This window comes from Rhizobium deserti (genome assembly GCF_004358025.1).
Lineage (GTDB): Bacteria > Pseudomonadota > Alphaproteobacteria > Rhizobiales > Rhizobiaceae > Neorhizobium > Neorhizobium deserti.
On record NZ_SMTL01000001.1, the window covers coordinates 14,009 to 26,416 of the forward strand.

General features: G+C 61.2%; 16 protein-coding genes. All 16 read left to right on the top strand.

The window, feature by feature from the left end; genetic code table 11:
* Positions 1 to 58: 58 nt before the first annotated feature.
* The 16 genes from E2F50_RS00075 (at position 59) to E2F50_RS00150 (ending at position 12,135) form a co-directional block, all read left to right on the top strand.
* Entirely contained in the window at positions 59 to 1,306 is a 1,248-nt protein-coding gene (locus E2F50_RS00075) for a phage portal protein (protein ID WP_133314043.1), read from the top strand.
* Entirely contained in the window at positions 1,296 to 1,694 is a 399-nt protein-coding gene (locus tag E2F50_RS00080) for a hypothetical protein (RefSeq protein WP_133314044.1), read from the top strand. Before E2F50_RS00075 ends, E2F50_RS00080 begins: the two co-directional genes overlap by 11 nt.
* A 93-nt stretch (positions 1,695 to 1,787) precedes the next feature.
* Positions 1,788 to 2,333 (top strand): HK97 family phage prohead protease, encoded by a 546-nt coding sequence (locus tag E2F50_RS00085; protein ID WP_133314045.1) that lies wholly within the window; start codon positions 1,788 to 1,790, stop codon positions 2,331 to 2,333.
* Positions 2,334 to 2,337: 4 nt separating this feature from the next.
* A complete protein-coding gene (locus E2F50_RS00090; RefSeq protein ID WP_133314046.1) occupies positions 2,338 to 3,489 on the top strand; it encodes a phage major capsid protein in 1,152 nt (383 codons plus the stop codon).
* 11 nt (positions 3,490 to 3,500) lie between these two features.
* Positions 3,501 to 3,881, top strand: a complete 381-nt coding sequence (locus E2F50_RS00095; RefSeq protein ID WP_133314047.1) for a hypothetical protein — start codon at positions 3,501 to 3,503, stop codon at positions 3,879 to 3,881.
* A 179-nt stretch (positions 3,882 to 4,060) separates the two neighbouring features.
* A complete protein-coding gene (locus tag E2F50_RS23585; protein WP_342635709.1) occupies positions 4,061 to 4,240 on the top strand; it encodes an HNH endonuclease signature motif containing protein in 180 nt (59 codons plus the stop codon).
* A gap of 3 nt (positions 4,241 to 4,243) precedes the next feature.
* Positions 4,244 to 4,732, top strand: coding sequence for a hypothetical protein (locus tag E2F50_RS00105; RefSeq protein ID WP_133314049.1), 489 nt, complete (start codon positions 4,244 to 4,246; stop codon positions 4,730 to 4,732).
* 119 nt (positions 4,733 to 4,851) lie between these two features.
* Positions 4,852 to 5,160 carry a head-tail connector protein gene (locus E2F50_RS00110; RefSeq protein WP_133314050.1) on the top strand — a complete coding sequence of 103 codons (309 nt, stop codon included), beginning with the start codon at positions 4,852 to 4,854 and terminating at the stop codon, positions 5,158 to 5,160.
* Complete coding sequence (locus E2F50_RS00115) at positions 5,153 to 5,566, top strand: HK97-gp10 family putative phage morphogenesis protein (protein WP_133314051.1); 414 nt, start codon at positions 5,153 to 5,155, stop codon at positions 5,564 to 5,566. The genes E2F50_RS00110 and E2F50_RS00115 overlap by 8 nt, the downstream gene beginning before the upstream one ends.
* Positions 5,563 to 5,973, top strand: a complete 411-nt coding sequence (locus E2F50_RS00120) for a DUF3168 domain-containing protein (RefSeq protein ID WP_133314052.1) — start codon at positions 5,563 to 5,565, stop codon at positions 5,971 to 5,973. Before E2F50_RS00115 ends, E2F50_RS00120 begins: the two co-directional genes overlap by 4 nt.
* Entirely contained in the window at positions 5,973 to 6,290 is a 318-nt protein-coding gene (locus E2F50_RS00125) for a phage head closure protein (protein ID WP_133314053.1), read from the top strand. The genes E2F50_RS00120 and E2F50_RS00125 overlap by 1 nt, the downstream gene beginning before the upstream one ends.
* Entirely contained in the window at positions 6,287 to 6,697 is a 411-nt protein-coding gene (locus E2F50_RS00130) for a phage terminase small subunit P27 family (protein WP_133314054.1), read from the top strand. Before E2F50_RS00125 ends, E2F50_RS00130 begins: the two co-directional genes overlap by 4 nt.
* A 148-nt stretch (positions 6,698 to 6,845) precedes the next feature.
* Positions 6,846 to 8,312, top strand: a complete 1,467-nt coding sequence (locus E2F50_RS00135; protein WP_342635695.1) for a terminase large subunit — start codon at positions 6,846 to 6,848, stop codon at positions 8,310 to 8,312.
* Between the two features lie 11 nt (positions 8,313 to 8,323).
* Complete coding sequence (locus E2F50_RS00140; RefSeq protein WP_210234585.1) at positions 8,324 to 11,053, top strand: glycoside hydrolase family protein; 2,730 nt, start codon at positions 8,324 to 8,326, stop codon at positions 11,051 to 11,053.
* Complete coding sequence (locus tag E2F50_RS00145) at positions 11,050 to 11,403, top strand: phage tail assembly chaperone (protein ID WP_133314057.1); 354 nt, start codon at positions 11,050 to 11,052, stop codon at positions 11,401 to 11,403. The genes E2F50_RS00140 and E2F50_RS00145 overlap by 4 nt, the downstream gene beginning before the upstream one ends.
* A gap of 3 nt (positions 11,404 to 11,406) precedes the next feature.
* A complete protein-coding gene (locus tag E2F50_RS00150; RefSeq protein WP_133314058.1) occupies positions 11,407 to 12,135 on the top strand; it encodes a hypothetical protein in 729 nt (242 codons plus the stop codon).
* Positions 12,136 to 12,408: the final 273 nt, after the last annotated feature.

The following is a 12,408-nucleotide window of genomic DNA, read 5'->3' on the forward strand; positions in this document are numbered from 1 at the left end:
AAGTAACGGCACGTCGCCAGATGGATTTTGATCACGCCGGCAAGGCATATCATGATCCATGAAGCTTTGGCCCTTTACCCCCACTGAACCAATTGAGAAGCGAGACGCCAACGTCGCTGACGAAGACGGCGTCCTCGCTGCCTTGTGGTCTGGCTTGGCCACCGGCTCCGTTGCCATCTCCGGTGCAGCTGCTCTTCGTGTTCCTGCCGTTGCATCTTGCGTCCGCGTCATCAGCGAAGCTGCTGCTTCCCTACCTGTCAGGATCATGGAGCGAGCGGCCGACGGTACCGAGGCGGAAGATCTCGATCATCCGATCGGCGTCATGCTCCGCGGCGACGTCAACCCCTGGACCTCCGGCTTTGACCTCATCCGCGACCTGACCGCCGACGCTCTGACCCGCGACTGGGGCGGCTTGGCCTTTATAAACCGGATCGGCGGTGAGGTCAGAGAGATCGTCCGCTACCAAGCCTCCTTGATCAGCGTCGAATACGACAGCAAGACCGGCGAGCCCCGCTATCGCATCGAAGGCATGTCGCGTCGGTCATCGGAGATCCTGCACGTCCGTGGCCCCTTCGATCGATCACCGCTGACTCTTGCCGCTGAAGCTATTGGCGCCGCCCGTGTGATGGAAAGCCACGCCTCCAGCCTCTTCAAGAACGGTGCCCGTCCAGGCGGCGTGATCCAATCACCAAAGCCCCTTGGCGACGATGGCGTCAAGAAGATGATCAAGGCATGGCGCCTCGCTCATGACGGCGCTGAAAAGACCGGCAAGACCGCGATTTTGTGGGACGGTGCCACCTTTGAGCAGATGATGCTCAATTCCGTTGACAGCCAATTTCTTGAGCTCCGAACGTTCCAGATCTTAGAAATCTGTAGGGCCTTCCGTGTGCCGCCGTCCATGGTTTTTGAGTTGGATCGCGCCACCTGGTCGAATAGCGAGCAGATGGGCCGCGAATTCTTGATCTATTGCCTCGAGCCGTGGCTCCGTACGTTGGAAACCTCGCTCGCCCGGGCGCTTCTTACCCGCGAAGAACGTCAGCGGTTCCGCATCTTGCTTGATCGTGACGATCTAACCCGCGCCGATTTGACCGCCCGCGCCACCGCGATCAGCAGCTTGATCAGCGCCAAGGTGCTCAACCCCAACGAGGCGCGCTCTTGGCTCGACCTGGCGCCGTACGCCGGCGGTGATGAGTTCATGAATCCACACACCGGCTCCAGCCAGTCCGGCTCCACGCCAGCTGTAACGCCCGAAGCGCAAGCCGCGCCGCCGGCACCTGCAGACCAGGAGTCCGGCAATGACGCTTGATGATGTCCTCAGCAATGTCGCCGACCAGGACCGTGGCCGGGAGCTAGTCATTGTCGACCCTTGGACCGGCCAGCCCGCCGGAATCAAGTTTCGGATTGCCGGCCCCGACAGCGAAGTCCAGCACCGCGCCCGCATCGAAATGATGGACGAACTGGCCGAATTAGCCCGGCCGGACGGCACTGTCTCAGCTGACGACCGCGAACGCGCACGCCTCAACTGCTTGGCAAAATGCTGCCTGCTGATGGAAATCGAGGAGGACGGCAAGCCGTTGCCAATGACCCAGAAGAACGTCCTTCGCGTGCTGAAGGCCGGTGTCTGGATACAAGCCCAGGTCGATGCCTTTGCCGGCGATCGATCCAACTTCAAGCCGGAGGCTGCCGATGTCTGACGCGCAGGTTTTGCGGCTCGTGGCGATTGTTTCGTTCGTTCTGCTGGTCGGTATTCTGACCGCTTTCGACATTGGCCGCAGGGGGGACCGGTAATGGATCACCTCGACCTTGCCCTTCGATTCGAAGCTCCCACGGACGCCGGTGAATTCTCCGGGCACGCGGTGATCTGGAACGAGAGGAACGCGCATAACGAGATCGTCCGGCCGGGCGCCTTCCGCAAAACACTGCAAGAGCATCGCGCTGCCGGCACCCGCCCGGTCATGTTGTGGTCGCACGATCCCAGCAGCATCATTGGTGTTTGGGCGGCGGCACGCGAGGACGAAAAAGGTCTGTTCGTTCGCGGCCAGCTCGTCACCAGTACCGCACGAGGTCGCGAGGCCTATGACCTTTTGAAGGCCGGCGCGCTCAATGGCCTGTCGATCGGGTTCAGAGTGCCGAAGGGCGGCGAGACCAGGCAGTCCGGTGTTCGCATCCTGACCGAGATTGACGTCCGCGAAATCAGCTTGGTCGGCATGCCGTCCGCCGGCCGCGCCCGCATCACACAAATCCGCAGCTACGGCCGCTCTGTCGAGAGCGTGGCGGCCTTCACTCACGCTTGCCGGAAGGCACAACGCGCTCTCGCCACCAAAGGGAAATGAACAGATGACCAAGCATTTTGTCCTCGAAACCCGCGCCGAGCCGGAAGACGATCCGCTAGCCGGCGCCGTCCAGGCAGTGGAAGAGCTGCGAACTGGCTTCACCGAGTTCCGCACCGGCGCCGAACAGCAGCTTGCCGGGCTCGCCGAGATCCGCACCCAGCTTGCTGATCTCGAAACCCGCATGAACCGCCCAGGTAACGGCGGCGGCAACGGCACGGGCGAGATCTCGCTCGAGCGCCGCGCCTTCGGAAATTTCCTCCGCAGCGGCCGCGAAGCACTGGACGTCGAAGAGGTTCGCGCATTGATCGTCGGCGACGACGTCAAAGGCGGTTACTTGGCGCCGGCTGAATTCCAGGCCGAAGTGATCCGCGGCATCGTCGAGATCTCGCCAATCCGCCAGGCTGTTCGTGTCGGCTCCACCGGTGCCGGCTCCGTCGTCCTGCCGAAGCTTACAGGACGTCCAACGGCAAGCTGGGTCGGCGAAGACGAACAGCGTGACGAGACGACGATGACGTTCGGCCAGCTCGAAATCCCGGTCCACGAGCTCGCGTGCTTCATCGATGTCTCCACCCGCCTTCTGGAAGACTCGGCAATCAACGTCGAAAGTGAGATCGCCTCCGAGTTGTCGCAGGAGTTCGCGTTGAAGGAAGGCGCTGCATTCTCGAATGGCGACGGCTCGAAAAAGCCGCTTGGCATCCAGCGCGCCAACATCAAGCCCGTCCTCAATGGCCACGCCGCGAACGTGAATGCCGATAAGCTAATCGGCCTGATGTACGACCTGCCGCAGCAGTACCGCAACATCGGCTCCTGGATGATGAACGGCACCACACTTGGGATCATCCGCACCCTCAAGGACGCGAACGGCAATTATCTATGGCAGCCGAGCATTCAGGCGGGCCAGCCGTCCACGTTGCTTGGTCGTCCTGTAATCGAAGATCCCGAGATGCCTAACATCGGTACCGCTGGTGCTGAGCCCATCATCTATGGCGATTTCAACCGCGGCTACAGGATTTATGACCGCGTCGGGATGAGCATCATGCGCGATCCCTTCACGCAGGCCACCCGCGGCCTCGTCCGCTTCCACGCGCGTCGTCGCGTCGGTGGTGGCCCGGTACTCACCGAAGCCCTCCGCAAACTCAAGATGGCTGCAGCCTAAGGAGAACGCCCATGCGTGACATCGTTCACAACATCGCCGTCGTGCAGAGCTTGGCGCCTGCCGACATCGCCGCCAGCACCAACGGCAGCTCCGTTGACCTGCTCGGCTTCGACAGCGTGGCCTTCGTCGCCACGACAGGCGTTCGCACCGCTTCAGGCGCCTTCACCCTGACCCTGGAGGAAAGCGACGACAACGCCGCCTTCACCGCGGTGGATGCTGACCACTACCAAGCGCCTGTTGCCGGCAACCTTGCAGCCAACGGCACCGCCAAGCTCGGATATCGTGGCTTCAAGCGATATGTCCGCCCGGTCCTCACCAAGGGAAGCGGCACCTCGATCTTCGTCAGCGTCATCGCCATCAAGGGCGGCGCCGCAGATAAGCCGGTGGCCTGACCATGCCCTACCGCGCTCCCGCCATCTGCACGTATTGCAATCAAGCTCATCCTGCAGGGGTGAAATGCGAACGCGCTCTGCAGGCGAATCGGGAGCGCAAGGCACGCTTTGACCAGAAGCGGCCGACCGCACGGCAGCGCGGGTACACAGCCCAATGGGAGCGCGAGTCCAAAGCGTTCATGGCGGTCTATCCATCCTGCCGCCGCTGCGGACAGCGGGCCGCGCTAGTCGACCACATAGAACCTCACCGTGGCGACCAGGAGCTCTTCTGGAGACGCACCAACTGGCAACCCCTGTGCACCCCCTGTCATTCAAGCGCCAAGCAATCTGCTGAGCGGCGCGATCAGAAGGAGAAATGATCCATGCCCGTTTTCGCAACAGCAGGAAGCAAAGTGTTCATCGGGACCGCGATGGACGACAGTAACGAAGATCTCGTCGCCGCAGACTTCGCCGATCAGATATGGACGGAGATCGACTATGTCGAAAGCATCGGCACTTTTGGTGATGCAGCCAACGCAATCGAAACGTCCTTCATCGGACGCGGCCGCGTGCTTAAGGCGAAAGGTGTCAGGAACGCTGGCAACCTCGAACTGGTCGCCGGTCTGGACCTGACCGACGCGGGTCAGCTTGCAGTGCTGGCCGCTGAGAAGACAAAGGCCAATTATGCTTTCAAGATCGAGTTTGCCGACGCGCCTGCAATTGGTGCCAGTCCGAAGAACAGCACCAGAATGTTTGTTGGCCTGATGATGACCGCGACCGAGCAGTTGGACGGCGCCGATAACATCATGAAGTTGAACGCGTCCATCGGGATCAACTCGAACATCGTCCGGACGCAAGCCAGCGCGTCGTGACCCTGACCGGGGGGTGGTCTTAGACTTTCCACCTCTCAAGGGGACCGGCGGCGGGTCCATCGTGCGAAAATCTTTCGAAATGGCTCTAGTTTTCAAAGGGCACAAATGAGGCATCAGCCGTGATCGTTTCAGTCGATGAATTGAAGCAGCAGCTTAACCTTTCCGACGATTTGGGCACCGGTGATGACGCTCTCATTGGCAGGACGATTGCGGCCGCTCAGGGTCTGGTCGAACGTCAACTCGGTTACGCGATCGAGATGACATATCCGGTCGAAGTGCCGGCGGCGCTTCAGCAGGCGGTGAGTCTGCTGGCTTGCCACTGGTTTGAAAACCGCGAGGCCACCTTAGTCGGTGTCACCGGTCAGGAGATCCCCTTCGGAGTCCGCGAGATTGTCCAGGAATTCCGGGAGTACAGTTTCGATGGCTGACGACAGCGGTCTTTCCCGATTCCAGAAGCGTATGCGGGCCATCCCGCAAGCTGCCCGTGATGCCGTTGTGCCGGCGATCGTCAAAGGTGCCGACGAGATAGCAGCGCTGCAGCGGCAGCTTGCGCCCGAAGATACGGGCGCGTTGAAAGAATCAATCGAGGTCACGCCGCCAGGACACAGCACTCCGAAATATTCTCAACCGGGCGGGAGCCGAGTCGCGGGCGAGCTGGAGGCGCTGATCACCGTCGGGGATCATACGGTTCGTTACCCGCACCTGGTCGAATTCGGCACGGCCGACACCACGGCTCAGCCCTTCTTCTGGCCTGGATTTCGACTCGGCCGCAAGCGAGCCGCCAATCGCGTCAAGCGAGCTGTTGCCAAAGCTATTCGGGGGACCAAGAAGTGAGCCCTGAAGCTGCTCTGCAGAAAGCCATTCGAGCCCGCCTAATATCAACAGCGGCGGTCACCGGGCTGGTGCCGGCGTCGAGTATCCTTGACCGTAACCAGCGGCCGGCACCATCACCATCGATCATCCTTGGCGAGGCAGTCGCTCGTGATGACGGCGAAACCATCGCCCGATCCCGCGTCACAGTTTTTGCGGACGTCCATGTGTGGAAGCGGGAGCCGTCGCTCGAGGGCGCGAAGGACATCTCTGGCGCCATCCGAGCAGCTTTGCGCGTCCGAAATTCGGACGCACAAGATGGATTCCACATTGCGGATTGGCGCGTCGCCAGCACCCGTTTCCTCCGAGATCCCGATGGCGAAACCAGCCACGGCGTGATGACCATCCAAGCCATCGTGGAGGAGATCTAATGCGAGCTGGCAAGCTGGACAGAACCATCCGCATTGACCGCTTCGACGCCGGCGCCGTGAATGAGTACGGCACGCCGGCACCAACTTTCTCGCCCCTTGCCACGCTGCGTGCGCAGCTCGTGCAGGCCAGCACGGAAGAATATCTGTCCGGCCAAGGCGCAACAGCCGAGACCGTCGTGATCTTCCGGACGCGCTGGCTTGCCGGTGTGACGACAGCAGACCGTGTGCGCCACGAGGGCCGTGCTTTCAACATCAAAGAAGTCAAGGAGATCGGCCGCCGCCGCGGACTCGAGCTTCGTTGCGAGGTTGACGAATGAAGGGCCGGAAAGCGGAATTGAAAGCGATCGAGGGCGGCCTTGCCGGCGTCCCGTCACCGCCTGGTGAGATCCCGGCCGACATGGTGGCGGAATGGCAGGTCATTGCCGCAGAACTCGCGCAGCGGAAGCTGCTGACCGCATCGATGGCGGGCATCTTGTCGACTTACGTCATGGCGCTGAAGAACGTGCGGACATTTCAGAAGTCGATCGATCAGCATGGGGAGCTAGTCACCAGTGCCCACGGCCACTGGAAGCCAAACCCGGCCGCCGGAATGCAAGCTAAGGCGATGGAGATGGTTGCTCGCCTAGGTGCTGAGCTTGGCCTGACGCCGGCCGCTCGGGCAAAGCAGGGCTTCCAAAAGGGTGAGAAAAAGCCGGGAGGCGCGCCAGATGGGCTCGACATCTAAGGCAACCCGCCCCGAATGGATTTTCGACGGCAGCGAGATCGAAGACACCTTCGGCTTCGGAGAAAGAGCTGTCGACTTCCTCCGCCGGCTGAAGCACCCGAAAAGCCAGACCGGCAACTTTGAACTGCCGCTGTTCTGGGAGCGCATCGTGCGCCGGATCTACGGCCCGTGCTTCCCGAACAAGCGCCGCCAGGTCCGGACTGTTTTCATCCTGCTCCCGCGCGGCGCTCGCAAGACCACCATGGGCGCTGGCCTCGCGCTCTTGCACACCGTCGGCTGGGAACGGCAGCCGTCCGGCCAGGCTATGGTTGCGGCATCGGCAGAGGAAGACGCCCGCATCGCATATGACGAGGCCGTCTCGATCGTCTCCGAAACTGAGTGGCTGCAGGGCGCCATGAAGCCGACCGAGTCTCTGTTCTACCTGGAGCACCTGAAGAGCAAAGCGACATTTCGCGCTCTGGCGTCGGGCGGAAAAGGCAAGCTCGGCAAGACCCCGAATTTTGTTCTGGCTGACGAACTGATAAATTGGGAGGGCGAGAACGCCCGCCGCAACTGGTCAGCGATTCGAACAGGCCTAAACAAGGTGCCCGGCACATTGTTGGTGATCATCACGCAGGCGGGCCGTGGTCAGGAAAACCTCGCATATGAGCTTCTCACATATGCTCGAAAAGTGCAGAGCGGCGCCGTGGAAGATCCATCGTTCCTGCCGGTGCTGTTCGAAACACATCCCGACGACGATTGGGAAGACGAGTCGCTCTGGCACCTCGTCAACCCGGGACTGGCTGACGGCTACCCCGATATCGACGGCCTTCGCACCATGGCGCGCGAGGCGAAAGAGCGGCCGACTGAGCGAGATAACTTCCGGCAGTTCCACCTCAATTGCTGGCTGGACTACAGCGCTAGCCCATTCGTTGCGATGCCTATTTATGACGAGGGCAAATCCGAACTAGGTTCGTTTTTGGAGGATGCGGAGGCAAACCAGACACCTTGCTATCTCGGCGTCGACCTATCCAGCACGAACGACCTGACGGCTGTCGTGGCGGCCTGGGGCGATCGCGAAAATGGCTATACCGTCCACCCGTGGTTCTTCCTGCCGAAGGACAATATCCAGCGCAAGGCCGGGCGCGACGGCGTCAACTATCCGGCCTGGGAGGAGCAAGGGCTCATCACCCTCACAGAAGGCAACGTCGTCGACTACCACTTCGTCGAGGCGCAGATCGAAGAGCTGGCCGCCCGTTTCAACGTCCGAGAAATCGCTTTCGACCCCGCGCTCGCCCGGAACAGCATCAGCAATCTTCTGGATAAGGGCTTGCCGGTGGTCGAATTTCGCCAAGGATGGGTCAGCATGTCGCCGGCCATTGCCGAGCTGGAGCGCGCCATCCTCGCCCGGCGCTTCATCCACGGCGGCAATCCGATTCTGAGATGGCACTTCGATAACATCGCTATCCGAACAGACACGGCTGGCAACAAGTCGTTTCACAAAGGCAAAAGCAAAGACCGCATCGACGGCGCCGTCGCCACCGCGATGGCCGTGGCGCGCTGCGCAGCCGGCGACAGCGGCCGCTCTTCCTATGACGATTTCGACGGTGATCTCGAAGAGTTCGCCTATGCCTGAAGGAGGCTCATATGCCCGCAACTGACGAAGAACGCCTGATCGTCTCTGTTGAGGCGAGAATCACCGACATCGAAAGGAACATGAGAAAAGCCGAGAGGACGACAACTCAGTCCTTTCAAGGGATGCGGCGCTCGTCGAGGAGCGCAACGCAGCAGATGGAGCAAGACACGATCCGCTCGACGCAGCGGATCAACCAGGCCTTGGCGCAGACATCCACCCGGATCGGCAGCTTCGGCAAGGCCTTCGTCGGTGGCCTAGCCGTTGGTGCTGCCGTCGGCGCTCTGGAAGGAATCAGGCAAGCGGCGGTCGAGGGCACAAAATCCGTGTTGGAGATGTCGGATCAGGCCAAGCGCGCCGGCTTATCCTTCCGGGCATTTCAAGAATTGAAGTTCGTCAGCGAGCAAAACCGCATCGATGTCGATAGCCTGACCGACGGTCTGAAAGAGCTTTCCTTGCGTGCTGATGAGTTCATCAAGACTGGCGCGGGATCATCGGCCGAAGCATTTCAGCGACTTGGGTACGATGCGCAGACGCTTGCGACGAAACTCAAGCAGCCGGACCAGCTCTTCCTTGAAATCATCGGCAAGCTGCAGCGTCTCGACAAGGCCGCTCAGATCCGAATCGCTGATGAAGTGTTCGGCGGAACCGGCGGCGAAAAATTCGTCCAGTTGATCGGCAAGGGTGAGCAAGGGATCCGGCAGCAAATCAAGGCGGCAAACGATTTAGGCGTCGTCCTGGACGATGAAATGATTGCCAAGGCTGAGCGGGTCAACCAGAAGTTCGACGCGATCGCAACGACGATTTCGACCAAGGTCAAGGGCGCGATCGTTGAGGCTGTTGCCGCCTGGATGGACTTCATCAACAGCGCTGCCGCTCCATCGATCGCCGTTGATCCCAATGACCGCGTCGCAGCTGAGCAGAAGCTTCGCGACATCGAGAACGACACCTCGTTGAATTCCCGTGCCAAAGCGGCCGCCCTTGGTGCGCAGCGCCGGGAGTTGGCGAGGATCGATAGCGAACGGGCGGCGATCGCAACCCAGCGGCAAGCGATCGAGCAGCGGATTGCCGAAATAGAGTCCGACCAGACCTTGAACGCCCGGGCAAAGGCTGCAGCTCTAGGCGAGCAGCGCCGCGAACTGGCGAAGCTGGCCGACATCCAACAGCAAGTGGCAAAGGAGACGGCCGGCCCGCAGGTGCAACCGGGCCGCACCATCACGCCGGCCGCTGACCAGGCAGATCGCCAAGCAGCATGGGAGAAGCAGCGCTTCCTCAACCAGCGAGACGCTGAAGCCCGAAAGACGGAGCTGGACCGCCAGATCGACCAGCGCGCGGAAGCTATCCTGAAGGCGGCGCAGGCGGTCGGCGTTTCCCTCGATAAGGCTGCCGCCGTGATCCAGGCGAGGTCTGAGATCACCGCCGAGCAGTCGAATGTCTCTCGATCCTCTGCGGCAGAGCTGATCAAGGGCTTCGAAAGCTTCCGCTCCACGCCGTATTTCGACGTCAATGCTCTCCGCGCCGGGTACGGCAGCGACACAGTCACTCTGTCGGACGGTTCCATTCAACGCGTCACGGCTGGCATCAATGTTTCCGTGGCTGATGCGAACCGCGACCTGGAGCGCAGGATCGGCGAGTTTCAGGCGACGATCGAACGCCAGGTCGGCGCCGACACCTTTCGCGCCATTACGGAAAACCAGCAGGCTGCCCTGACCAGCATCGCTTATAACTATGGGAGCCTCCCGGACCGGATTGTTGCCGCCATCAAGTCCGGCGACGCTGGCACCGTCAGCCAGGCGATCAGCGGGCTCGGATCTGACAATGGTGGCATCAATCGAGGGCGCCGCAAGCAGGAGGCTGGCCTTTACTTGTCGGACGCACCGCAAGGCGTGCAGGATCGGGTCTCCGAAACGATGGAGCGGGCCAAGGCCTATGCTGACCTCGTAGCGCAGTCGCGTGAATTCACTGCGGAACAGGCTTTGGAAGGCCAAGCCCTCAGCATGACGGAACGTGCAGCGGCCGCTCTTCGCTACGAGCAGCAACTACTCAATGAAGCGAGACAAGCTGGCATCGAGCTTTCTCCAGACCAAATCACGAGCATCAAAACACTTGCTGGCGAAATGGCCGACGCTGAGGACAAAACCCGTCGCCTCGCTCAGAGTCAGCAAGATCTCAAAGCCGCGGCTCAGGAGTTTGCTTCCGTCGGCAAAGGCGTCACGAAAGGCTTTATCAGCGATCTGATGAGCGGGAAGTCCGCTGCGGAGGCTCTAACCAACGCCCTCCAAAAGGTGGCTGATGTTCTTCTCGACCAAGTGCTTGACTCGCTTTTTCAGGTCAAAGGCGCCGGCGCCGGAGGGACAAGCGGTGGCGGTCTGTTCGGAGGCCTTGGCGGTCTGCTCAGCAAGATTTTCAGCTACGACGGCGGTGGATACACCGGCGACGGTCCCCGCAGTGGCGGACTGGACGGCAAGGGCGGTCAGCTTGCGCTGGTGCACCCGCAGGAAACCGTTGTCGACCACACGAAGCAGCGGACCCGTTCTGCACCGGCAGCGGCCGGCGGAGCTTCCGCAGTCCATGTGACCTCCGAAGTGGCGGTTCGGTTTGAAGAAGACGGAACCTTCCATGCCTATGTCGAAAAGACTTCGGCGAAACAAGCCGACAAACGGGTCAAGCGTTATGACGCCAATCTGCCGGGCCGTGTCCAGGCGATCGAGCGTCAACCCCGTCGCCGGAGCAACACGAAATGACGGACCGGCGCGCACAGCAGCTTTGCGAGGCGTTGAGGGTGTCGCTTCGAACGGGCAAACGTCCGGCACTCCCGGCCGGCGGCGATATCTTGTGGACGTGGTTTTCCGATCTGCATGCCGCACGGCGCTATGGCATGAACGGGCCGGATCCGCTCGCCTTCTCCGACATCCGGGCATATTTCGAGCTTTACCGGATACCGGCAGAGCCGCACCACGTTTCAATCCTGCGGGCAATGGACGGGACTTACCTAGAGCATGCCTTTGCCAGCCGCGACGGCACGGGCGGTGCGACAGTCCGACAGCCGTCGTCAGACCTAACCGCAGCCGGTTTCGACGCCATCTTTGGGTGACCCATGGTTTATCTAGATCATTTGTTGAAAGCTCGAAACGCCGCGCTGATGAGTGGCGGCAAAATCATCAAGGGTCAGCGGCGGCAGCACGTCGTCGAAAGGATCATGGACACGCTCGACGATTGGCGTTCCTCACCTTGGGAGCACGAAGGCTCGACGCGGGCCGGGCTGAGGGCGGCTCTTTGCCAGCTGGGGAACGGTTGGAACGAGTCGGACCACGAGGCCGCTGCCTTGCTCGGAACGGCGCTGAAGAAGCTTGGCAAAGCAGATCGTCCGACGTGGATCGAAGGACAGCCCGAATACTTGCTTCCCCGGGAGAACTGCATTCGGTGTGGTGATGCCTTGGATGAGGAGACAATCGAAAGCCGCGGCCGTTTCTGCTCGGATATCTGCCGACAGTCCGCCGCTCAATTTAACACCGGCATCCATCAGCTCGCAAACCGGCGCGCTTATATCCGGACATGGTATGTAGTCGCGAAGGCAGCAGCTCCTGAGCGTCCCTGCCAAATGTGCGGTAAAGGGTACCGCTCCGCGTTCGAGGAACAGAAGTTCTGCAGTTACAGCTGCTCTTGTGCTGCGCAGCGCAATCCTGAGCGGCGGAGGCAGTGTGCCCACTGCCAGAAGGCCTTTGTCATCCGACAGACGGCCGGCAAAACTCAACGGCATTGCTCGCGGGAATGCCGACTAGCGGCTTGGGAGATGACGGATTTCCGGTGCGAGGTCTGCGACTGACGCTTCGAAGCAAGGAACAAAGCTCGCTTCTGCAGCCAGAAGTGCCGCGGCTTCCATGCCAACGAGGAGCGAAAGCGGACCGCGCCAGAGCTAACATGCACGATCTGCGGCACGGGCTTTCAGAATCATCGCGGCGCCTCAACCTGCAGCCACGTCTGTCGTGCCCAGCTACGGCTAAGGAACACCCGCCAGCCCGCGGAGGTCATTCAGTTCCGGCCGCTGACGCCGGTGGTTTTCGACGGACTCTTCAGAAGGGCAGCATGAGCCGAATCA